Below are 21,941 nucleotides of genomic sequence, written 5' to 3'. Positions count from 1 at the left end.
ACGCTTGCATAATTAGAGCGCAAGTGGTGTGATGGGCTAAATTCGGGCAATCAAGACCCATGCTGACAAAAGAGGCGGATCGAATAACTGATGATTGAGCAAGCACGACAGCTATGCGCGGGAATCCCGGAATGACGGCGACTGTAGCCGTTGCGGCCGATCCTTTCCAACCGGGCGCGGCTGAACAGGCTGAAGCTATTCACATCGAGAACCTGCACAAGCGGTTCGGCGCGCTTGAAGTGCTCAAAGGCGTTTCCATGTCCGCCAAGGACGGCGATGTCGTCGCCATGATCGGCGGCAGCGGCTCGGGCAAGTCGACATTCCTGCGCTGCATAAATTTCCTTGAAAATCCCACCAGCGGCGTCATTCGCATCAATGGCGAAGATGTCAAAATGGTCAGCGACGGTCACGGCGGTCAGGTGCCGGCCAATCGCCGCCAGATCGAGCGCATTCGCAGCCGGCTCGGCATGGTGTTCCAGAATTTCAACCTGTGGCAGCACATGACGCTGATCCAGAATGTCATCGAAGTGCCGGTGCACGTGCTCGGCATGAAGCGCGACGAGGCGATGGCCATCGGCGAGCAGCTTCTCGAGCGGGTCGGCCTTTCCGCCAAGCGCGATGTCTATCCCGCCTATATGTCCGGCGGACAGCAGCAGCGCGGTGCCATCGCGCGGGCGCTGGCCATCCAGCCGCGTGTGATGCTGTTCGACGAGCCGACTTCGGCGCTCGACCCCGAGCTTGTCGGCGAGGTTCTGAAGGTTATAGCCGATCTTGCGAAAGAGGGCCGGACGATGCTGCTGGTCACCCACGAGATGAAGTTCGCCCGCGAAGTGGCGAGCCATGTGATGTACCTGCACAATGGAATCGTCGAAGAGGAAGGGCCTCCGGAAGAATTATTCGGATCGCCAAAATCTGAACGTTTGAAACAGTTTATCCGAACTATTTCATAAGTGACTAATAGCAATACAGGGAGCAACCCTGGGGAACAGTTGAACCAATGGAGATGAGAATGAAGTCTTTTCTGAAAACAACGGCAGCAGCCGTTGTGCTTGTGGTTGCCGGCCTTGGCGCAGCCAATGCCGAACAGGTCAAGGTTGGCATCGCCGCCGAACCCTATCCGCCTTTCGCGTCGCCCGATGCATCCGGCAAATGGCAGGGCTGGGAAATCGACATCACCATGGCAATGTGTGAAGCGGCCAAACTTGATTGCGTCATCACGCCGGTTTCGTGGGACGGTATCATTCCGGCGCTGACGACGAAGAAGATCGACATCATTGCAGCTTCGATGTCGATCACCGCGGAACGCGAGAAGACGATCGATTTTTCGGACAAGTACTACAATACCCCGACGTTGATTCTCGGCTCCAAGGAAGAGAAGATGGACGCGACACCCGAAGGTCTGAAGGGCAAGATCCTTGGCGTGCAGGTTTCGACCGTGCACCAGGCCTATGCGAAGAAGCATTTCGCTGACACCGCGGCCGAGATCAAGGAATATCAGACTCAGGATGAGGCCAACCAGGATCTGGCAGCTGGACGTATTGACGCCACCCAGGCCGATGGACTGGCGCTGCAGACCTTTGCTGACACGCCTGAAGGCAAGGCTTGCTGCGACATCAAGGGCAAGGTCGCCGATGATCTGGAGATCCTCGGACCGGGCGTTGGCGTTGGCATACGCAAGGGCGACACTGCGATGAAGGAAAAGTTCAACGCGGCGATCAAAGAAATCAGGGCCAACGGGAAGTATGACGAAATCTCGAAGAAGTACTTCACCATTGACATGTATGGCGGCTGATTGAGTTTGGGCCGGCGTTGGGTTTCCAACTCCGGCCTTTTTATTGTTCGAAACCTGCATTTGACGCTGAATCGAGGACGGCTTGGCCGACGCATCGATTATCCCCGCCGGAATTACCGGCATGTTCGATCTTCTATCTCCTGTTGCGCCAGGGTGGGGTGCCAATCTCTTGCGCGGGTTGGTGCGGTCCCTGCAGATTGCCTTCGGCGCGTTCGGCATGGGCCTGATTATCGGAACATTCGGCTCATACGCGAAACTCTATGGCGGCCCGATCGCACGCGATCTGGCCGCAATCTATACGACGCTGGTGCGGGCAATTCCCGAGCTGGTGATGATTATCCTGCTTTATTATGCGGGGACGGACCTGATCAACCGTATCCTTGAGGGGATGGGCTATCAGCGCGTCGATATCAGCGGGCTCGTTGCCGGTATCGTGGTGCTCGGTTTTGTCCAGGGTGCCTATGCGACGGAAGTGCTGCGGGGCGCAATCAAAGCCATCCCGCAAGGCGAGATCGAGGCGGCGAGGGCCTACGGCATGTCGCCTGTGCTGATGATGCGCCGCATCACGCTGCCGGCGATGTTGCCGCACGCGTTGCCCGGACTTGCCAATCTCTGGCTCATTTCAACGAAGGACACAGCGCTGCTGGCAGTCGTGGGCTTCAGCGAACTGACGCTGGAAACACGTCAGGCCGCCGGGACGACGAAAGCCTATATGACGTTCTACCTCGCCGCCGGTGCGCTCTATCTGTTCATTACGCTGTTCTCCAGTGTCATTCTGGAATGGGTTGAGAAACGGGCGCGGCGCGGCATGCCTTCGGTGAAGGAGGCGCGCTGATGTCCAATGCGCTTGGCGAAAGCGAAATTGAAGTTCCGATAGAGACCTTTCCTATTCACAAGGAAAAGGACGCAAGCAGTCTGGCAAGCAAGCTACCGCCGCATCGCATCGTGCTTATTCTCATCGGGTTGGCGCTTGTGGCTTCGGCGGCGTTGTTCATGCGCTGGGACTGGCTGCCGCAATATGGCGGTCTGATCTTGCAGGGTCTGTGGCGGACGATCTGGATACTGGTCGTGACCGTCGTCCTTGGTTTTCTGCTGGCGGTGCCCCTGGGATTGGCGCAGGCATCCGGCCCGGCGTTCCTGGCCATTCCGGCGCGTGCGTTCTGTACGGTCATTCGCGGTACGCCGCTGCTCGTGCAGCTTTGGCTGCTCTATTACGGCCTCGGGTCGCTGTTCCCGCAATATCCGTGGATCAGAGGATCCGAGCTCTGGCCTTACCTGCGACAAGCGTGGCCCTATGCCGTCCTTGCCTTGACGCTGTCTTACGCCGGCTATGAGGGCGAGGTGATGCGGGGCGCCTTTGCGGGTGTTCCCAAGGGTCAACTGGAGTCCGCGCGCGCTTTCGGCATGCCGCGCTTTACCATCTTTCGCCGTATCTGGTTGCCACAAGCCATTCACAGGGCGCTGCCGACGCTGGCGGGCGAAGCCGTGCTGCAGCTGAAATCCACACCGTTGGTCGCGACGATTACTGTCGTCGATCTATACTCGGTTGCATCGCGCGTCAGGCAGGATACGTTTCTTACATACGAACCGCTGCTTTTGCTGGCGGTGGGCTATCTCGTGATCACGGGTATCATCGTCATGCTGTTCCGGCGCGTGGAAAGACTGATACCGTCGAAGCTTGGTTGAGCGTTTTCTCGTGGTGGCGCAAATGACGGGACTTATGTCGCAAGTGTTGGAGGCGTGTCGCTGAGCAGATGCGCATAGTGTGGGCAAAAGGAACACCTCGCAAAAGACGAGAAAATGGGACGCGTATCACCGGCGGTGCAAAGCCGGTGAGCATTCGCCATTTTCCGACTCTTTGACGAGGCGAAGGGTGATAATGCGGACAGTCGAGACTTTTCAGCATAATATCCACGAGCACGCCGATATGGGCATCATCCTGCCTGACGGCTGCCGGCTTTCGGCGAGAGTCTGGATGCCAGACGATGCCGAGCAGACTCCGGTTCCTGCAATTCTCGAATTTCTCCCTTATCGCAAACGCGACGGTACCACCGCTCGGGACAACCTAACCCACCCATATTTTGCTGGTCACGGATATGCCTGCCTGCGCGTTGACATGCGCGGCAATGGCGACTCCGAAGGGCTGATGGAGGACGAGTATTCCGAGCAGGAACTCGCCGACGCCTGCGAGGTGATCAAGTGGATAGCAGCGCAACCCTGGTCGACCGGGAAGGTCGGCATGATGGGCATATCCTGGGGCGGCTTCAACTCGCTGCAGGTGGCGGCCCTGCAACCGGAGGCGCTGAAGGCTATCATCACGCTCTGCTCGACCGATGACCGTTATGCCGACGATATTCACTACAAGGGCGGCCTGCTGCTCAATGAAAATCTCGGCTGGGGCGCAACGATGCTCGCCTATTCGTCGCGCGCGCCAGACCCGGCACTCGCTGGCGAGAAATGGCGCGATATGTGGCTCGATCGGCTCGACAACGAGCCTTTCCTGCCGGCCGTCTGGCTCAACCATCAGACGCGCGACGCCTATTGGCAGCGCGGTTCGGTCTGCGAGGACTTTTCCGCGATCAAGGCAGCGACACTGGCCGTGGGCGGCTGGGGCGACGCCTACAAGAATGCCGTGCCGCGGCTAATGGCGGGCATCACCGCACCGGTCAAGGGTATCATCGGGCCCTGGGTGCACAAATATCCACATTTTGCCGTGCCGGAACCGCGTATCGGCTTCCTGCAGGAGGCGCTGCGCTGGTGGGATCGCTGGCTCAAGGATATCGATACCGGCGTCGAGAACGATCCAGCCTATCGCGGTTATCTGATGGATTCGGTGCGTCCCAAAAGCTGGTACACGGAACGCCCGGGTCGCTGGATCGCAGAACAGGAATGGCCGTCCAAAACGATTGCGTCGGAGGTGCTGCATCTGCAAGCCGACAAATCCCTTGCGTCCGAGGCATCTGACGGCTTTTCCCATCTCGTGGCGTCGCCGCAGGATTGCGGCATGATGGGCGGCGAATACTGCGCGATCTGGCTCGGACCGGAAATGCCCGGCGACCAGCGCCGCGACGATGCGCTGTCGGTTTGCTATGACACGGTTCTGGACGAGCCGATCGATATTGTCGGTGCGCCGGAGATCAAATTGACACTGTCGAGCGACAGGCCGGTTGCAATGGTCGCGGTGCGGCTTTGCGATGTACATCCGGATGGTGCGTCGACGCGCATCACCTATGGTGTATTCAATCTGTGCCATCGCCACGGGCACGACAGGCCGGAGCCGCTTGTGCCGGGAGAAGCGATCGACGTCAGCTTCAAGCTCGACGATATCGCCTATCGCGTGCCGGCCGGGCATACGCTGCGGGTGGCCGTCTCGTCGTCCTATTGGCCGATGGTCTGGCCCTCGCCGGAAAATGTCAGCCTGACGATAGAAGCCGGGCAGATCAGCGTTCCTTCGCGGGAACTGGCGACAGGCGACGAATGGACCTTTCCCGAGCCGGAAGCCGCGTCGCCGTGGCAGCTTGAAACCTTGCGCACCGGCGGCAACAGCCGGTCGATCGAACATGACCAGGTCACAGGCAAGATCAGTCTCGTGATCGAAGACGATTTCGGCGAAGCGCGGGACAAGGATCATGGACTGATCCATGGCGGCGTTGCGCGCGAGCGCTGGGAAATCAACGCCGACGATCCGCTTTCCGCCTATGGCGAGACCCATTGGACCGAAGTTTCGGGGCGCGACAACTGGCGAATCCGCACCGAGACATTCACGACGATGCGGTCGGACAAGCACAATTTCTATCTGACCGGGCGCATCGAAGCATACGAGAACGACAATGCGGTGTTCGAGCGCGATTTTACCGAGACGATTGCACGCAACTACATCTGAATGCAGGTGCTGCATCTGCAGCGCTGTCTTAAATACCAAACTTAAAGGGTTGAAATTTACGGATATCAGGTCGCATAATTCACAAAAACCAGAATTGGGACGCCGGGCGTCGCAAGCAGAAGAAGGGGAATAGATATGTCAAACGAACTCGATTATCTCAGCCGCAGGGTTGCACTTGGCAAGCTTTCGCGCCGCGACTTTCTCGGCCGCGCCGCGGCACTTGGTGTCACCACCGTCTTCGCCAACTCCCTGCTTTCAAGTGCCGCGCTTGCCGAAGGTCCGGTCAAGGGTGGAACGTTGAAAGCCGGCATGCAGGGCGGCGCTTCCACTGACAGTCTTGATCCTGCGACGTGGCAGAGCCAGGTTCCGTACAAGTTCGGCCGCCAGTGGGGCGAACAGCTTGTCGAGATCCAGCCCGACGGCAAGCTCAATCCGAAACTCGCGACGGAATGGGGTTCATCGGACGATGCCAAGGTCTGGACCTTCAAGATCCGCAAGGGCGTGCAGTTCCATGACGGCAAGGAGATGACGCCGGACGATGTCGTCGCCACGATGGAGCGTCATTCGGATGCCAATTCGAAATCCGGTGCGCTCGGCGTCATGGGCGGCATCGAAAGCGTGAAGAAAGACGGCGATACCGTTGTTTTCACACTGAAAGAAGCCAATGCCGATCTGCCGTTCCTGATGGATGACTACCACCTGATGATCCAGCCGGGCGGCGGCAAGGACAAGCCGACTGCCGGTATCGGTACCGGACCATACAAGGTGGTGACGGATGAGCCGGGCGTACGTCATATCGGGACGAAATTCCCCAACTACTGGGACGGCGACAAGCGCGGCCATGCCGAGCAAATCGAAATCATCGTCATCAACGACGCTACTGCCCGCACGGCGGCTCTGCAGTCCGGTCAGGTACACATGATCAACCGCGTCGAGCCGAAGATCGTCGATCTCGTCAAGCGTGTGCCGGGCGTTACAATCCAGAACGTTGCGGGCAAGGGGCACTACGTTTTCATCGCCCATTGCAACACCGCGCCATTCGACAACATGGATCTGCGGCTGGCACTGAAATACGCGATGAACCGCGAAGAGATGGTGAAGACCATTCTGCGCGGCTACGGTTCCGTGGGTAACGACACGCCGATCAACAAGGCATACCCGCTGTTCTCGGACGATATCGAACAGCGCAAATACGATCCGGACAAGGCGGCATTCCATTACAAGAAGTCCGGCCACGATGGTGCCGTGCTGCTTCGTACTTCCGATGTTGCATTTCCCGGCGCAATCGATGCGGCGCAGCTTTATCAGCAGAGCGCTGCCAAGGCCGGCATCACCATCGAAGTCAAGCGCGAGCCTGGCGACGGTTACTGGTCGCAGGTCTGGAACAAGCAGCCATTCTCGGAATCCTATTGGGGCGGACGGCCAACGCAGGACCAGATGTTCTCGACCGCCTATTATTCCAAGGCAGACTGGAACGACACGCGCTTCTTCAACGAGAAGTTCGACAAACTGCTGTTGCAGGCGCGCGGCGAACTGGACGAAGCCAAGCGCAAGGCCATGTATCGCGACATGAATGTCATTGTACGCGATGAGGGCGGTGTCATCGTGCCGATGTTCAACGACTTCATCGACGCGACGAGCAAGAAGGTTGGCGGCTGGGTGCCGGACGGCAATCAGGAGATGAGCGGCGGTTACGCTTTGTCGCGCTGCTGGCTGATCGCGTAGGACCGCGGCGGATGAGTACGCCTGTCCTTAAACTGGTCGCCCAGCGCATTGCGATGGGCGTACTCCTTCTCCTTGCTGTTTCCGTGCTGATATTCGTCGGCACGCAGATTCTGCCTGGAGACGTCGCGCAGTCCATTCTTGGACAATCCGCCACGCCGCAAGCACTTGAGAACCTGCGGCGTGACATGGGCCTCAACGATCCGGCCTATATCCGCTACTTCCGTTGGCTTGGCGGTATCCTGACCGGCAATCTCGGCACGGCTCTCTCCAGCGGGCAGGACATCGCCACATCGCTGAAGGACCGGCTGTGGAACACGCTGTTCCTCGCTTCGGCGGCGGCGGTCGTTTCGGTTCCGCTGGCAATCGGCCTCGGGCTGCTCGCCGTTCGCTACCGTAACGGCCCCGTAGACAAGATCATATCCGGGCTTGGTCTCGCCTCGACTTCATTGCCGGAATTCTTCACCGGTTATCTGCTGATCTACTTCGTTGCCGTGCAGCTGCAATGGTTTCCGAGTGTATCGACAGTTTACGAGGGGATGCCATTTGGTGAACGACTGAGCGCCATTGCCCTGCCGGTCACGGTGCTGACGCTTGTCGTGCTCGCACACATGATGCGCATGACCCGAGCGGCAATCCTCAACGTGATGCAATCTGCCTATATCGAGACGGCTGAGCTGAAGGGGCTGACGCCACTTCAGATCATCACGCGGCACGCCTTCCCCAATGCCATCGCGCCGATCGTCAATGTCGTCATGCTCAATCTCGCGTTCCTGATCGTTGGCGTGGTCGTCGTCGAGGTGATTTTTGTCTATCCCGGCATGGGCCAATATCTGGTCGATCACGTTGCCAAACGCGACGTTCCGGTCGTTCAGGCATGCGGGCTGGTTTTCGCGGCTGTCTATATCAGCCTCAATATTGTTGCTGATATCGTGGCGATTGTTTCCAATCCCCGCCTCAGACATCCGAAGTGAGGCCCGGCAGATGCTGAATATAAAGACCATACCGATCAGCGCATGGATCGGCCTCATCATCACAGCGTTGTTTCTCTTCGCGGCAATCTTCGCTCCTTGGGTTGCCCCATATTCGGTTGGCGAAACAGTCGGCGATGTGTGGGAGCCCAGTTCCGCAAAGTACTGGCTCGGCACCGATAATCTCGGGCGCGATCTGCTGTCGCGCATGATCTACGGCGCGCGTATCACCATCTTTATCGCCGCCATGGCGACGGCATTGTCATTTATCCTGGGCTCTGTGCTGGGTTTTGCCGCAGCGGTTATCGGCGGCTGGTTCGACCAGCTCATGTCGCGCTTCGTCGATCTGATCATGGCAATTCCAACGCTGATCTTCGCCCTTGTCGTGCTTTCGGTGCTGCCTGCCAACGTCTTGACGCTCATCCTGGTGATGGGCTTCCTCGATGCGACGCGGGTGTACCGGCTGGCGCGCGCTGTCGCTGTCGATATCAATGTGATGGATTTCGTCGAGGCGGCAAAACTGCGCGGCGAGGGACGCATGTGGGTTATCTTCCGGGAAATCCTGCCGAATGCACTGACGCCGCTGATCGCCGAGCTCGGGCTGCGTTTCATTTTTGCGGTGCTGTTTCTCTCTGCGCTGTCCTTCCTTGGTCTTGGCGTGCAGCCCCCGGACGCGGATTGGGGCGGCATGGTCAAGGAAAACAAGGAAGGCATCGTCTTTGGCATTCCGGCGGCGCTCATCCCGGCCGCGGCAATCGCCGTCCTTGCCATTTCGGTTAATCTGGTTGCCGACTGGATCCTCAATCGCACCACCAGCCTGAAGGGAGGGCGCGGCTAATGGCCAAACGTCCCGTAGACAGAAGTGGAACCCTGCTCGATATCCGCAATCTGCGTATCGAGGCGACGAGCTACCCTCCCGGAGAACCGCCGCGCAATGTCGTCATTGTCGACGATGTTTCCGTCAAGGTCGAGCGCGGCAAGGTGCTGGGGCTCATTGGCGAGTCCGGTGCAGGCAAGTCGACGATCGGCCTTTCCAGCATGTGCTATGGGCGGGGCGGCGTGCGGATTACCGGCGGCGAAGTCCTGCTTAATGGCCGAGACATATTGAAGGGCGGGCCAAGACTGCTGCGGCAGGTGCGCGGACGTGAAGTCTGCTACGTCGCACAATCTGCTGCCGCGGCCTTCAATCCCGCGCGCAAGCTGATGGATCAGGTGGTCGAGGCGGCGCTCTTGCACGGCATCTGCTCGAAGGCTGTAGCCGAGAAACGTGCGATCGGCCTGTTCAAGAAGCTTGGCCTGCCCAATCCGGAAACTTTCGGTCAGCGTTTTCCGCATCAGGTGTCAGGCGGACAGTTGCAGCGAGCCATGACCGCGATGGCGCTGTGCTCGGAACCGGATCTGATCGTGTTTGACGAGCCGACGACCGCACTCGATGTGACCACGCAGATCGATGTGCTGGCGTCTATCAAGGATGCGATCCGCGACACGAATGTTGCGGCCCTTTACATCACCCATGATCTCGCCGTCGTGGCGCAGGTGGCGGATGACATCATCGTCTTGCGGCACGGCAAGAAAGTCGAATACGGCGATACGCATCAGATCATCAAGGAACCACGCCAGCAATACACCAACCAGCTGGTCTCCGTGCATCATATCCCGCACGAGCAAAAGAACCCGACCGACGCGCCGATCCTGATCGTCAACAATGTCACGGCGGCCTATGGCGGCGGACTGGTGAAGGTCCTGAAGAACGTCTCGGTGGATATCCATCTTGGCCAGACACTGGCTGTCGTTGGTGAATCCGGTTCGGGTAAATCCACGCTGGCGCGCGCGATAACCGGGCTGTTGCCGCCGATGGAGGGCAGCATAACATTCGACGGGCGAACGCTGTCTCCCCGGCTGGCGAACCGAACGCGCAACGATCTGCGTGAGTTGCAGATGATCTACCAGATGGCGGATACCGCCATGAACCCGCGCCAGACCATCGGCACGATCATCGGCCGGCCGCTCGAGTTCTATTTCAAGATGAGGGGCAAGGAGCGCGACAGGCATGTCACGGAGCTCCTCGAAAAGATCGAGATGGGCAAGGGCTTTGCCGATCGATATCCGGCGGAGCTTTCCGGCGGCCAGAAGCAGCGCGTGTGCATCGCGCGGGCGCTGGCGGCAAAGCCGAAGCTCATCATTTGCGACGAGGTAACCAGCGCACTCGACCCGCTCGTGGCGGACGGAATATTGAAGCTTCTGCTCGATCTGCAGAAGGATGAGAATGTTGCGTATCTCTTCATCACGCACGATCTCGCGACGGTGAAATCGATCGCCGATTCCATCGCGGTGATGTATCGGGGCGAGGTGGTGCGCTACGGGCCGAAGTCGGAAGTCCTGGCGCCGCCTTTCGACGATTATACCGATCTGTTGCTGTCGTCAGTTCCGGAGATGGAGCTAGGATGGCTTGAGGATGCGATGAAACACCGGCGTATGGCGAGCGCCGGGAACTGATGCCGATTATCTCTCCCCTTGTGGGAGAGAAAGGGTTTTCTTGAGTTTAGCCCTTGCTAAACTCTTAGAAAATCCAAGAGAGGGGATTTGAGATCAAAATGCGCTGTCCCCTCTCTGGCGATTTCTAGCACTTAGCAAGAGCTAAGATGCTGAAATCGCTTTCTCCCCCACAAAGGGGGGAGATAAAGGCTAGAGCTGGCCGGGCCAGCGGCCCTGGCCAAGCAGATGTACCGCCGTCACAATGCGCCGGAAGCTGGAGCGCGCGCGCTCCACGCTGTGGCGCGCACGCAGGTAGGCGTGTACCAGACCGGGTTCGTTGTTCCAGATCGCCTTGCCGCCTGCTGCCAGGATTTTGTCGCGATAGTGCCGGCCATCGTCCGATAGCGGATCGCATTCGGCTGAAATCACGACAGTGGCGGGCAGATCGGCGAAATCCGTATCGTTCAATGGTGCAAAACGCGGGTCGGTCGACCAGTTGAACCCGCCGCCGCGGACTTTGAAATAGTATAGCGTGTCCCGCGTTGTCAGCATCGGCGCTTCCGCGTGGGTCAGGTAAGAGCCTTGATCGGTCGCCCCGCCGAGCCCGGGATAGATGAGAACTTGGCCAACCGGCGCGCGTTCATGGCGGCGCACGTGGTGCACGACCGCAGCCGCCAGGTTACCGCCGGCGCTATCGCCACAAAAAACGATCGGCAAATCTGAAGTAGAAGCCACGTGCTCGAATGCCGCCAGACAATCCCTGAATGCGGATGGATGCAGGTGTTCGGGTGCGAGCCTGTAGTCGACCGAGATCACGCGGAAGCCCGTGCCGTCGCACAATTCGGCGCAGACATCGTCGTGGCTCTCAAGACCACCAACGACGAACCCGCCGCCATGAAAATAGAGGCAGATGGCTTCCGGATCGATCTCACGTTTTTCGTAGACGCGAAGTGGGATTTTGTGATTGCCGCTGTCGATGAAGCGATCAGCCGACGATACCGCCTCGGGGTAGCCGGCAAAGAACCCGCGGCACATGGTGTCGTAAACCTCCCGTTGCTGGGCAATCGAAAGCTCGATGGCGTCGGGTGGGTAAAAACTGTTGGTACGTTCTATGAACGCCCAGGTTTCCTCGTCGATCAGTGTGGAATAGTCGGTGGTCATTTCCCCTTCCAGACGGGCTCACGCTTTTCGGCGAAGGCCTTGAAGCCTTCCTGGCCGTCTTCGGATGCGTAGAGCGTGTCGACTGTACGGAATTTGCGTTTGGTAATCCAGTTCATGGCTTCCTGGAAACCCATGCTCTCGGCTTCGCGCGCCACTTCCTTGATGGCGGCGAAAACCAGCGGCGGGCCGCTTTCGAGCATGCGGGCGATTTCCCAGACGCGCTCCATCAGCTTGTCTTTCGGCAGGACCTCATTGACCAGACCCCAACGATGCGCCTCGCTAACGTCCATCCAGCGGCCTGTCAGCAGCAGATCCATGGCGACATGATAGGGGATGCGCTTCGGCAGCTTGACCGTTGCGGCATCGGCGAGGGTGCCTGCGCGGATTTCCGGCAGGGCAAAGCTGGAATGGTCGGAGGCATAGATCAGATCGCAGGAGAGGGCGAGTTCGAACCCGCCACCGACTGCCATGCCGTTGACAGCGGCGATAACAGGCTTGTTGAGGTCGATCAGTTCCTGCAGACCGCCGAAGCCGCCGACGCCATAATCACCATCGACCGCATCGCCGCCGGCTGCGGCCTTCAAGTCCCAACCGGCGCAGAAAAACTTGTCGCCTTCGGTCTGTACGATGGCGACACGCAATTCGGGATCGTCGCGGAATTTTTTGAACGTTTCACCCATCAGACGGCTCGTCGTCAGGTCAATGGCATTGGCTTTTGGCCGGTCCAGCGTGACTTCGAGAATGCCGCCTTCGCGGCGCGTCCTGATTACATCGCTCATTTCAGCTCTCCCTTTGTCACCAACAACGCATCGGCGATCCACGCGCCATCGCCCTGCCGGCAGACCAGCAGCGGATTGATATCAAGTTCGGCAATTCGGCCCGAATTGTTCACAGCAAATGCGGCAATGCCCATGATTGCGTCGATTGCAGCCCCTAGGTCGGCCTTTGCCTTGCCGCGATAGCCATCGAGCAGCGGGAACATGCGCAGCAAGCGCAGTGCCGTCTCGATATCCTCGCGGCTGGAAGGCAGCAGCAGGGTTGCCGTATCCTGCAGCAATTCCACCAGAACGCCGCCTGTGCCGAGTGTCATGACCGGACCGAATTGCGGATCATCGATGATACCGACGATAAGCTCGGCGACCGCGCCAATCACCATGCGCTCGACATACAGGCCGGAGCCAAGACCAGCAAGATCGTCGGCGGAGGATCTGACCGCATCGGCATCCTTCAGATTGAGCCGAACGGCGTTCTGTTCGGATTTGTGGGCGATGCCGAGCGCCTTGAGCGCGACCGGATAGCCGAGCGCGTTGGCGATGGCGACAGCCTCCAGACTCGTGGTGCAGCGCTGTCCATCCGGCACGGGAAGCCCGGCACTCTTGAGAACGGCCTTGGCTTCGGCTTCATCCGGGGTACGCGTGCGAGCTTCGGCTTGCTCCTCGATAACCGCCACGGCTTCCGCAAGCGGCATCTTCCACGCTTTGCCTATGAAAGCTGCGGCTTCCGCCGCATCAAAAGCTTCTGTTATGCCGCAGAGCGGTGCGATGCCTTTCGCCATCAGGCCGGACATGTATTCTTCCGGAATATTCTCTGACAACGAAGCGACAATGGCGCCTTTGGCCCGGTTGGTTGTCAGCGCGTTTTCGAAGCCTCGAACGGTCGACCACCAATCCACGTCCGAACAGCGATCCTTGCGCGGAAAATCGAGGACGAGGCAGCTCAGAGAAAAACCGCCGGATACCATGGCGGTGAATGTCTCTGTCAGTGCCGGTTCGTTGTTCCAGATGAAGGTGTGATAATCGAGCGGGTTGGCGACGGCGACAAATGCCCCGAGCGTGGATTTGACGCGCGCCCGGTGCTCGGACGTCAGTTCTGGAAAGTTGACCGCACGCCCCTCGGCGCTATCGGCCATGACCGAAGCCTCGCCGCCGGAACAGCTCATGGAACAGAGCGTGTTGCCGTCGAGCGGGCCGTGCACATGCAGAAGCTTCAATGTTTCAAGGAAGGATGCAATGGAATTGACGCGAGCTATGCCGAGGCGCTTGAGGAAAGCGTCCGATGCTGCGTCGGATCCAGCCAGCGAGGCGGTGTGCGAGACGGTTGCAGCGCGCGCCTGCGCCGAACGCCCGACTTTCATCGCGACTATGGGTTTGCCCAGCTCGCGAGCACGTTTGGCAAGGAGTTCGAATTTTGGCGCCGACTGGAATGCCTCGATATGGAGGCCAAGCGCTGTAACGCGTTCATCTTCGAGCAGGGCTATCGCCATGTCGGGCAGGCCAGTTTGCGCCTGGTTGCCCGCCGTCATGACATGGGCGATGGGCAGGCCGCGAGTCTGCATCGTCATGTTGATGGCGATGTTCGACGATTGCGTGATAATGGCGACGCCGTGTTCGTCCGGGCCGAGCCGCCGCCCACCATGCTGGTCGGGCCAGAGCAGGGCGCCATCGCAGTAGTTGATCAGCCCGTAGCAGTTGGGCCCAATGATCGGCATATCGCCAGCCGCTTTGACGAGCTCTTCCTGCAACCTTGCGCCATCGGCATCGTCCGCGCCTGCTTCGAGAAAGCCCGAGGCATAGCAGACAGCGACGCCCGCGCCGGCTTCACGCAGGTCGCGCACGATATCCAGCGTGAGAAAGCGATTGACGCCGACAAAGGCAGCGTCCGGGCTACCCGGCAGATCTGCGACGGAACGGTAGACCTTGAGGCCGCATATTTCGTCATGTTTGGGATGCACCGGCCAGATCTCGCCGGAAAAGCCCATTTTCTGTGATTGCTTTATGACTTCGGCGGCTTGCAGACCGCCGAAGACAGCGATGGTTTTCGGTCGTAGCAGACGATCGAGCTTATGCGATGCCATCAAATGCTCCGTCACGCGCCATGCGGGCGGAGCAGGGCACGCGAGATGATGTGCCGTTGGATTTCGGATGTGCCTTCCCAGATACGCTCGACACGCGCATCACGCCAGATACGCTCGAGCGGCAGGTCGTCCATCAGGCCCATGCCGCCGTGAATCTGGATCGCCTCGTCAGCGACAAAAGCAAGCATCTCGGTGGCCTTGAGCTTGGCCATCGCCATGTCCTGATCCGTGACTGTGCCCTGATCGAACTTCCAGCCGGCTTCGAAGGTGAGCAGGTCCGCAGCTTTCAATTCCGTGGCCATATCGGCCAGCTTGAACGATACGCCCTGGAACTTGCCGATCTGCTGGCCGAATTGCTGGCGTTGTGCCGCATATTCGATGGCGTGGCCAAGTGCCCGTTCGGCGCGGCCGAGACAGGTTGCTGCCACTTGAAGACGGGTTGCGCCGAGCCAGGTGTTGGCGACTTCGAAGCCCTTGTGAACGTCGCCGAGGATCTGTTCCTGCGGCAGTCGGCAGTCGTCGAATTCGATGATCGCATTGGTATAGCCGCGATGCGAAACGTTGCGATAGCCCTCGCGGATGGTCATGCCGGGATGACCCTTGTCGACGAAGAAGGCCGTGATCTTCTTTTTCTTGCCGCGCGGCGTGTCTTCTTCGCCCGAGGCAACGAAGAGGATGATGAAATCAGCTTCGACAGCATGGCTGATGAAGTGCTTGGTGCCGTTGACGACCCAGTCGCCACCTTTTTCGACGGCGGTCGCCTTCATGCCGCGCAGATCGGAACCGGCACCCGGCTCGGTCATAGCCAGGCAATCGGACTTTTCACCACGGATACAGGGGAACAGGTACTTTTCCTTTTGCGCGTCGGTGCCGGCAAGCAGGATATTGGAAGGGCGTCCGACGCAGGTCCAATGCAGCGCATAATTGGCGCGGCCAAGCTCCTTTTCGTAAAGCAGCCACGTCACGGTATCGAGACCGGCACCGCCAACCTCTTCAGGCATGTTGGCGGCATAAAGCCCGGCTTCGATTGCCTTTTGCTTCAGTTCGTCGGCCAGTTCCTTGCGCAGGACGCCGGTGCGCTCGACTTCCGCCTCGTGCGGATAAAGTTCGTTTTCGACAAAGGCGCGTGTCGTATCGACGATCAGCCTTTGCTCCTCCGAAAGACCGAAATCCATCGCTTTAGCCTTTCTTTTTCTTAGGTTTGTGGGCCTTTGCCTTTTCGGCTGCTTTGGACGTGGCGGGCTTTTGTGCCAGCTTCGATAGGCGCTTGGTGTAGTCGTTGTGAAGCGCGCCTGCACCCCATCCCTTGCCCTTGTTCTGCTTGGAAAGTGCTTCCATGATCGCCACGAGATTGTCGTCGCGGATGCGCTCCAGCTCGCGGATCGACAGGCCATGCGCCTGTTCATCGGACTGATTGGCGATCTTGTCGACCAGTTCCTCGTCAAGTTCCGGCACGTCCATCAGCTTGGTCCACGGCCATGAGAGGCATGGACCGAACTGCGCGATGAAGTGGCGCATGCCGGCTTCACCGCCAGCAACGCGGTAGACCTGGAACATCCCCATCTGCGCCCAGCGAATGCCGAACGAATAACGGATGATGTCGTCGAGCTCCTCGACGGTTGTAATGTCGTCCTTGATCAGCCACAGGGATTCGCGCCAGACGGCTTCGAGCAGGCGATCGCCGACGAAGGCTTCGATTTCCTTGCGGATGACCACCGGCTTCATGCCGATGGAAGTGTAGAGTTCGCGTGCCTTTTCGACAGCTTCCGGCGAGGTCTGCTTGCCGCCAACGATCTCGACCAGCGGGAGGAGATAGACGGGATTGTAAGGATGACCGACGACCAGCCGTTCCGGGTGCTTCATCGCGGTCTGCATGTCCGACGGCAGAATGCCCGAAGTGGACGAACCGACAATGGCATCGACCGCCGCGTGTTTGTCGATCTCGGCCAGCACCTTGTGCTTCAGGTCAAGCCGCTCCGGCACGCTTTCCTGAATGAAATCGGCACCGGCGACGGCCTGTTCGATCGACTTGGCGAATGTCAGCTTGCCTTCCTTCGGCAAACCACCTGGCACCATTGTCTTATAGGCGCGGCGTGAATTCTTCATCACTTCGCTGACCTTGCGTTCCGCCTCCGGATCCGGATCGAAGATCGATACGTCAATGCCATTAAGAAGGAGACGCGCTACCCAGCCCGCACCGATAACACCGCCGCCGATTGCCGCGGCCTTGCGAATACCTGCCATGATTCTTACCAGCCCTTCGTCAATTTCATGCGCTCGCGGACTTCGTTCGGTCCGAGAATGCGAGCGCCCATGCCTTCAGCAACTTTTACGGCGCGTTCGACCAACGGGCCATTGGTGGCAAGAACGCCCTTGTCGAGCCAGATATTGTCTTCAAGGCCGACGCGGATATTGCCGCCTGCGAGCATCGCCATCGCCGCATAGGGCATCTGGTTGCGGCCGATGGAGAAGGCCGAGAAGGTCCAGTTCGACGGAAGGTTGTTCGTCAGCGCGAGCAGCGTGTTGATATCATCCGGCGCACCCCACGGAATGCCCATGCAGAGCTGCACCATGACCGGATCTTCCAGCAATTTCTGGTCGTAGAGCCACTTGGCCAGAAGCAGGTGGCCCGTATCGAAGATTTCAACTTCCGGCCGCACACCGAGAGCCTTGATCTGCGCCGCCATGGCCTTGAGCATGGCCGGCGTGTTTGTCATGACATAATCGCCTTCGCCAAAATTCATCGTGCCGCAATCGAGCGTGCAGATTTCCGGGCGCAGCTTTGCCACATGTTCAAGGCGTTCCGTCGCGCCGGCCATATCGGTGCCGTTGGCGGAAGGCGGCATCGGCTGCTCGACGCTGCCGAGCGTAAGATCACCGCCCATGCCTGCGGTGAGGTTCAGGACCATGTCAACGCCTGACGCCTTGATGTGCTCGACCACCTCCGCATAGAGCGCGACATCGCGCGAACCCTTGCTCGTTTTTGGATCACGCACGTGAATATGCGCGATGGCTGCGCCAGCATTGGCCGCAGCAATGCATTCATCGGCGATCTGGCGCGGGGTGACCGGAACCTTGTCGGAACGACCTGTGGTATCGCCTGCACCGGTCACGGCGCAGGTGATGAATACTTCGCGATTGGGGGTGAGTCCCATTGTAAAGCTCCCATGTTCTTGTTGACCTGATCATGCCCCGATTGCCAAGCGATGCTTTGCAATATACGAATAGGAATTGATGAATAGCGAAACATCGCCACTCTTTTCACCAAACACCAAGACGCTGGACGTGACCGTTCTCGTCTTCAGCGGAGCGTCGCTGATGTGCGTTGCTTCTACCATAGATCCGATGCGCGCCGCCAATCGCGTGTCAGGCGCAAATCTGTTCAACTGGCGGATTGTCTCGCTGGATGGACAGCCGACAATGACCACATGTGGCCTTCCCATCGCAGTTTCCAGTTCGTTCGATACTTCAGCAAAGGGCGATATGCTTTTGGTTATAGGTGGTTTTGGTACATCCGATATCGCCCGCACCACCTTCACGGCCAATCTGCGCCGTGCAGTTCACAATTATCGGATGATCGGCGGCATCGAAGCCGGTTCCTGGTTGCTCGGGCGCGCGGGCCTGCTTTCAGGGCGCAAGGCGACGACGCACTGGGAGGACATGGAGGAGTTTACGGCCGAATTTCCCGATGCGGATATTCGGCCAGACCGCTACGTCATCGATGGGCCGGTTTTCACGAGCGGCGGCGCCTCGCCAACCTTCGATCTCATGCTGCATCTGATCCGATCGCGCTACGGCATGTCCGTCGCGCTCGATGTGGCGAGCGTGTTCATCTATGATGGGGCACATGCCTCGAACGATGCGCAGCCGCTGGTTTCGCTGGGACGGCTCGACGATGTGCATCCGAAGCTCGCGGGTGCTATTCGCCTGATGGAGCGCCATATCGAACAGCCGTTGACCATCGGCGCTATTGCCAAGCGCACTGGCCTGAGCGCCCGCAGTCTAGAGAAAATTTTTGCCAAGGCTGTCGGCGAGGGGCCAGGCCGGTATTACCTACGGCTGCGGCTGAAAGTTGCGCGGCGGCTGATTACCGATACGAAATCGCCGCTGGCGGATATCGCCGCGCGCACGGGTTTTTCATCGGCATCGGCCTTCACCAGAACCTTTCGCAATTTTGAAGGCAAGCCGCCAAGCGCTTTCCGGCCTGTTCACTGAGCGTCGCTTTTGACAAAGCAGCGCTACGGACTTCATGTTTCAACCCGCGATCGAATAGTTGCGCCATCCAGTCAGGAGCCCAGAATGTCAGCCGAAAATTTGCAAGGTCAACTGTACCGGTCCGCGCCGATTGCCATGGAGAAGGAGTGGATCGACTATAATGGCCACCTGAACATGGCGTACTACAACGTGGTTTTCGACCGGGGCGGCGATGAGTTTCTTGCCGAATTGGGTTTCGGCCCAAAATATGCCGCCGAACGCAAACTGACGATCTACACCGCCGAAGTGCACATTTGCTACGTGCAGGAAATTCATCTCGACCATATCGTGACGGTTACCAGCCAGTTAATCGATTTCGATGCCAAGCGTTTGCACACTTACAATGAGATCGTGCACCAGGATGGCTGGGTGGCGGCGACCGCGGAGGTGATGTCGCTGCATGTGGATATGAACGGCCCGAAGGTCGTGCCGTTTCCCGATGACATTTTGCCGACGCTAGAGCGCTACAAGGAGGCCCATTCCAAGCTGCCAATACCTGCGCGGGTTGGCCGCTCGATCGGGATCAAGCGGAAGTAGTTCCGCCAAACTGTTCAACCAGCCAGCGCTCGAATTGGCGGATGCGGGTTTCGCCGACGCGCTCCTTGCGGCAGATCATGTACCAGGCGCCGGGCTGCGGAACTTTCAGCGGGAACGGGGCGACGAGCCGCCCGGCCTTGATGTCGTCAGCCACGAGAAAGTCCGGTGCGACGGCGAGGCCCTGACCATCCAGAGCCGATTGAAGGGCGGCAAGATAGGTGTCGAACTTCAATGTTACGGCTTGCGCGGTATCGGCGATGCCCGCCGCCTCCAGCCACGTGCCCCAATCCTCAGGTGAGGTATAAAGCGCCAGGCGCGGCACCTTGCCCAGAGCTTGGGCTCCCGCGTCGCCTTCGATCCGCGCGGCCACCTGCGGGCTGCATACCGGGCACATCTCAGCCTTGACCAGCAAGCGGTAGTGCAGGTTCATGCGCTCCGGCCGGGTGGTATGAATGATCCCGATGTCGGAGCTATCGATGTTGAGCTCCCAGTCGAGCTGGCTGGTGCCGATACGGATGGCGAGATTGGGATTGACCTTGCGAAAGTCCGTCAGCCGTGGGATCAGCCAGCGGATGGCGAAGGTCGCATAGGTTTCGAGTGCGAGGTCGTCGGTCGTGCCGATTCGGTTGATCAGCGCCGTACCGCGCGCGATCTTTTCGAACGCATCTCGCATGTAAGGATAGTAGAGCGTGCCGGCGTCGGTTAGCGACACGCCGCGTGGCAGGCGTTCGAACAGCTTGACGCCGAGAATGGCTTCAAGTTCGGCGATGCGGTGGCTGATGGCGGATTGCGTTACGCCAAGCTCTTCTCCAGCAAGCCGGAAACTCAAAAGTCGCGCCGACGCCTCAAACGCGCGCAACGAGCCAAGCGGCGGAATGCGGGGCTTCGACATCATGGCCCGGAAACCCTGTAATTGGATGCTTGAGAATAATTCATGTCTTTATGAGTAACGATCGCTTGAATGCGGCGCAATGCGGAATCATTCTAAACTGCGGCGCGGTCATAAATAACAGGGCGTCCGGGAACAATCCTTTCGGAGAATGAAATGGGTGCAGACCAGGCCTTTGCGGAAATTGCGCCGTCTCTGGACAAGATCGATCAACTGATCGCCGGGCACAAAGCCGGTCACGGCCTGGTTCGTGCGTTCTATATGGATCCAGACATCTATGCACGTGACATGGAGCGGGTGTTCCGGCGCCATTGGCATTGCATTGGTCACGCCAGCATCGTCCCCAACGCCGGAGATTTCGAGCTTTTCAAGATCGACAGTGAGGCGGTGATTGTTTCACGCACCGAAGACGGGTCGATCCATGCTTTTTTGAACGTTTGCCGCCATCGCGGTGCCGAGGTCTGCACCAAGCAGAAGGGGAATGCGCGCTTCTTCGTCTGTCCCTATCATGCCTGGACATACACCAATGATGGCAGTCTGCGCGCGGCGCGGCTGATGCCGAAGGACTTCGATCGCAGCGCCCATGGCTTGAAGAAGCTGCATGTGCGGGTGGCCGAGGGACTGATCTTCATCTGCTTTGCCGACGAACCACTGGATTTTTCCATTATCGAACAGTCGCTGCGTACGACTTGCGGTCAGTATGGCTGGGCGGACGCCAAGGTCGCGCACCGCGAGACCTATCCCGTCGATGCCAACTGGAAGCTTGCGGTCGAAAACTATGTGGAATGCTACCATTGCGGACCGGCCCATCCAGAATATTCGCAGACGCATGCACTTGAACAGCCTGCCGAGAAGATCGTTGAGCTGAACGCACGGATGGAACAGCGCACCTGTGCGCTTGGCATCGACATTGCGACTGGCGATCACTGGCAGAATTCGGCGCATGGCCAGGAAACAATTCATACCTTCCGCTATGCGCTCTACGATGGCGTTTCCAGTGGCAGCGAAGATGGTTCGCCAGTCGGGCCACTGATGGGGCGCTTCTCCGAATTCGATGGCGGCGTTACCTCGATCCATCTTGGGGGCACAAGCTTCCTCGTGTGCTATCCCGACCATGGCATGATCTATCGGTTCATTCCGAAAAGCGTCGATACGTGCGAGATGGAACTGGTCTGGCTGGTGCGCGGCGATGCCGAAGAAGGCAAGGATTACGACCTCGAAAAACTGACCTGGCTGTGGAAGGTCACGACTGCCGAGGACAAGACGATCATCGAACATACGGCGCGTGGCGTTCGTTCGCACTATTTCGTGCCGGGACCTATTGCACCGATGGAGTACAATGAACTGCGGTACATCCAGTGGTACCTCGATGAAATCGCACGGCCATAGAAAAGCATGAGACC

The 21,941-nt window shown here is 59.0% G+C and carries 19 protein-coding genes; 12 read left to right on the top strand and 7 right to left on the bottom strand.

The features are described 5' to 3' along the window. Positions 1–131: 131 nt before the first annotated feature. The 9 genes from LB462_RS07970 to LB462_RS07930 all read left to right on the top strand — a co-directional run bounded on the left by LB462_RS07970 (position 132) and on the right by LB462_RS07930 (position 10,864). Positions 132–950, top strand: coding sequence for an ABC transporter ATP-binding protein (locus tag LB462_RS07970; protein WP_224506757.1), 819 nt, complete (start codon positions 132–134; stop codon positions 948–950). A 59-nt stretch (positions 951–1,009) separates the two neighbouring features. Further along, entirely contained in the window at positions 1,010–1,792 is a 783-nt protein-coding gene (locus LB462_RS07965; RefSeq protein WP_224506756.1) for a transporter substrate-binding domain-containing protein, read from the top strand. Between the two features lie 121 nt (positions 1,793–1,913). Next, complete coding sequence (locus LB462_RS07960; protein WP_224507104.1) at positions 1,914–2,627, top strand: ABC transporter permease; 714 nt, start codon at positions 1,914–1,916, stop codon at positions 2,625–2,627. Next, positions 2,627–3,478 carry an ABC transporter permease gene (locus tag LB462_RS07955; RefSeq protein WP_224506755.1) on the top strand — a complete coding sequence of 284 codons (852 nt, stop codon included), beginning with the start codon at positions 2,627–2,629 and terminating at the stop codon, positions 3,476–3,478. Before LB462_RS07960 ends, LB462_RS07955 begins: the two co-directional genes overlap by 1 nt. A gap of 193 nt (positions 3,479–3,671) precedes the next feature. After that, on the top strand, positions 3,672–5,675 hold the full coding sequence (locus LB462_RS07950) for a CocE/NonD family hydrolase (protein WP_224506754.1): 2,004 nt from the start codon (positions 3,672–3,674) through the stop codon (positions 5,673–5,675). A gap of 135 nt (positions 5,676–5,810) precedes the next feature. After that, the gene (locus tag LB462_RS07945) at positions 5,811–7,400 is read left to right on the top strand and encodes an ABC transporter substrate-binding protein (protein WP_224506753.1); all 1,590 of its coding nucleotides are present in this window, start codon (positions 5,811–5,813) and stop codon (positions 7,398–7,400) included. Positions 7,401–7,411: 11 nt separating this feature from the next. Beyond that, positions 7,412–8,371, top strand: coding sequence for an ABC transporter permease (locus LB462_RS07940; protein WP_112529377.1), 960 nt, complete (start codon positions 7,412–7,414; stop codon positions 8,369–8,371). 10 nt (positions 8,372–8,381) lie between these two features. Then, on the top strand, positions 8,382–9,206 hold the full coding sequence (locus tag LB462_RS07935) for an ABC transporter permease (RefSeq protein WP_224506752.1): 825 nt from the start codon (positions 8,382–8,384) through the stop codon (positions 9,204–9,206). Beyond that, on the top strand, positions 9,206–10,864 hold the full coding sequence (locus LB462_RS07930) for an ABC transporter ATP-binding protein (RefSeq protein ID WP_224506751.1): 1,659 nt from the start codon (positions 9,206–9,208) through the stop codon (positions 10,862–10,864). Before LB462_RS07935 ends, LB462_RS07930 begins: the two co-directional genes overlap by 1 nt. Positions 10,865–11,053: 189 nt before the next feature. Here LB462_RS07930 and LB462_RS07925 read toward each other — a convergent pair whose 3' ends face one another. Genes LB462_RS07925 through LB462_RS07900 form a run of 6 tightly spaced genes read right to left on the bottom strand, consistent with a single transcriptional unit; the run spans position 11,054 to position 18,013 of the window. Next, positions 11,054–12,004: an alpha/beta hydrolase gene (locus LB462_RS07925; protein ID WP_224506750.1), complete on the bottom strand. Its 951-nt coding sequence runs from the start codon at positions 12,002–12,004 to the stop codon at positions 11,054–11,056. Further along, on the bottom strand, positions 12,001–12,783 hold the full coding sequence (locus LB462_RS07920; RefSeq protein ID WP_224506749.1) for a carnitinyl-CoA dehydratase: 783 nt from the start codon (positions 12,781–12,783) through the stop codon (positions 12,001–12,003). The genes LB462_RS07925 and LB462_RS07920 overlap by 4 nt, the downstream gene beginning before the upstream one ends. Continuing rightward, entirely contained in the window at positions 12,780–14,858 is a 2,079-nt protein-coding gene (locus LB462_RS07915; RefSeq protein ID WP_224506748.1) for an acetate--CoA ligase family protein, read from the bottom strand. Before LB462_RS07915 ends, LB462_RS07920 begins: the two co-directional genes overlap by 4 nt. An 11-nt stretch (positions 14,859–14,869) precedes the next feature. Further along, entirely contained in the window at positions 14,870–16,033 is a 1,164-nt protein-coding gene (locus tag LB462_RS07910; RefSeq protein WP_224506747.1) for an acyl-CoA dehydrogenase family protein, read from the bottom strand. Positions 16,034–16,037: 4 nt separating this feature from the next. Beyond that, a complete protein-coding gene (locus tag LB462_RS07905; protein WP_224506746.1) occupies positions 16,038–17,102 on the bottom strand; it encodes a carnitine 3-dehydrogenase in 1,065 nt (354 codons plus the stop codon). A 5-nt stretch (positions 17,103–17,107) separates the two neighbouring features. Beyond that, positions 17,108–18,013 (bottom strand): beta-keto acid cleavage family enzyme, encoded by a 906-nt coding sequence (locus tag LB462_RS07900; RefSeq protein WP_224506745.1) that lies wholly within the window; start codon positions 18,011–18,013, stop codon positions 17,108–17,110. A gap of 76 nt (positions 18,014–18,089) precedes the next feature. Between LB462_RS07900 and LB462_RS07895 the strand changes: the two genes are divergently transcribed. Together LB462_RS07895 and LB462_RS07890 are read left to right on the top strand one after the other, a co-directional pair. After that, the gene (locus LB462_RS07895) at positions 18,090–19,073 is read left to right on the top strand and encodes a GlxA family transcriptional regulator (protein ID WP_370637089.1); all 984 of its coding nucleotides are present in this window, start codon (positions 18,090–18,092) and stop codon (positions 19,071–19,073) included. Positions 19,074–19,157: 84 nt separating this feature from the next. Beyond that, positions 19,158–19,649, top strand: a complete 492-nt coding sequence (locus LB462_RS07890) for a thioesterase family protein (protein ID WP_224506743.1) — start codon at positions 19,158–19,160, stop codon at positions 19,647–19,649. Here LB462_RS07890 and LB462_RS07885 read toward each other — a convergent pair. Continuing rightward, entirely contained in the window at positions 19,636–20,544 is a 909-nt protein-coding gene (locus LB462_RS07885) for a LysR substrate-binding domain-containing protein (RefSeq protein ID WP_224506742.1), read from the bottom strand. The two genes, LB462_RS07890 and LB462_RS07885, sit on opposite strands and share 14 nt — an antisense overlap. A 150-nt stretch (positions 20,545–20,694) precedes the next feature. On the opposite strand from LB462_RS07885, the gene LB462_RS07880 reads away from it, so the two are divergent. Then, a complete protein-coding gene (locus LB462_RS07880; RefSeq protein WP_224506741.1) occupies positions 20,695–21,927 on the top strand; it encodes an aromatic ring-hydroxylating oxygenase subunit alpha in 1,233 nt (410 codons plus the stop codon). Positions 21,928–21,941: the final 14 nt, after the last annotated feature.

This window comes from Phyllobacterium chamaecytisi (assembly GCF_020164455.1).
Lineage (GTDB): Bacteria > Pseudomonadota > Alphaproteobacteria > Rhizobiales > Rhizobiaceae > Phyllobacterium > Phyllobacterium chamaecytisi.
The sequence above is the reverse complement of the archived record's forward strand: the minus strand, read 5'-3'. Positions and strand labels throughout refer to the sequence as shown.

What these genes read in the sequence shown, in the direction of transcription:
- LB462_RS07900 (WP_224506745.1), bottom strand. Translation starts at nt 18,013, where the DNA reads ATGGGACTCACCCCCAATCGCGAAGTATTCATCACCTGCGCCGTGACC.
- LB462_RS07890 (WP_224506743.1), top strand. Translation starts at nt 19,158, where the DNA reads ATGTCAGCCGAAAATTTGCAAGGTCAACTGTACCGGTCCGCGCCGATT.
- LB462_RS07970 (WP_224506757.1), top strand. Translation starts at nt 132, where the DNA reads ATGACGGCGACTGTAGCCGTTGCGGCCGATCCTTTCCAACCGGGCGCG.
- LB462_RS07920 (WP_224506749.1), bottom strand. Translation starts at nt 12,783, where the DNA reads ATGAGCGATGTAATCAGGACGCGCCGCGAAGGCGGCATTCTCGAAGTC.
- LB462_RS07960 (WP_224507104.1), top strand. Translation starts at nt 1,914, where the DNA reads ATGTTCGATCTTCTATCTCCTGTTGCGCCAGGGTGGGGTGCCAATCTC.
- LB462_RS07945 (WP_224506753.1), top strand. Translation starts at nt 5,811, where the DNA reads ATGTCAAACGAACTCGATTATCTCAGCCGCAGGGTTGCACTTGGCAAG.
- LB462_RS07950 (WP_224506754.1), top strand. Translation starts at nt 3,672, where the DNA reads ATGCGGACAGTCGAGACTTTTCAGCATAATATCCACGAGCACGCCGAT.
- LB462_RS07925 (WP_224506750.1), bottom strand. Translation starts at nt 12,004, where the DNA reads ATGACCACCGACTATTCCACACTGATCGACGAGGAAACCTGGGCGTTC.
- LB462_RS07885 (WP_224506742.1), bottom strand. Translation starts at nt 20,544, where the DNA reads ATGATGTCGAAGCCCCGCATTCCGCCGCTTGGCTCGTTGCGCGCGTTT.
- LB462_RS07955 (WP_224506755.1), top strand. Translation starts at nt 2,627, where the DNA reads ATGTCCAATGCGCTTGGCGAAAGCGAAATTGAAGTTCCGATAGAGACC.
- LB462_RS07910 (WP_224506747.1), bottom strand. Translation starts at nt 16,033, where the DNA reads ATGGATTTCGGTCTTTCGGAGGAGCAAAGGCTGATCGTCGATACGACA.
- LB462_RS07915 (WP_224506748.1), bottom strand. Translation starts at nt 14,858, where the DNA reads ATGGCATCGCATAAGCTCGATCGTCTGCTACGACCGAAAACCATCGCT.
- LB462_RS07935 (WP_224506752.1), top strand. Translation starts at nt 8,382, where the DNA reads ATGCTGAATATAAAGACCATACCGATCAGCGCATGGATCGGCCTCATC.
- LB462_RS07965 (WP_224506756.1), top strand. Translation starts at nt 1,010, where the DNA reads ATGAAGTCTTTTCTGAAAACAACGGCAGCAGCCGTTGTGCTTGTGGTT.
- LB462_RS07940 (WP_112529377.1), top strand. Translation starts at nt 7,412, where the DNA reads ATGAGTACGCCTGTCCTTAAACTGGTCGCCCAGCGCATTGCGATGGGC.
- LB462_RS07905 (WP_224506746.1), bottom strand. Translation starts at nt 17,102, where the DNA reads ATGGCAGGTATTCGCAAGGCCGCGGCAATCGGCGGCGGTGTTATCGGT.
- LB462_RS07930 (WP_224506751.1), top strand. Translation starts at nt 9,206, where the DNA reads ATGGCCAAACGTCCCGTAGACAGAAGTGGAACCCTGCTCGATATCCGC.
- LB462_RS07880 (WP_224506741.1), top strand. Translation starts at nt 20,695, where the DNA reads ATGGGTGCAGACCAGGCCTTTGCGGAAATTGCGCCGTCTCTGGACAAG.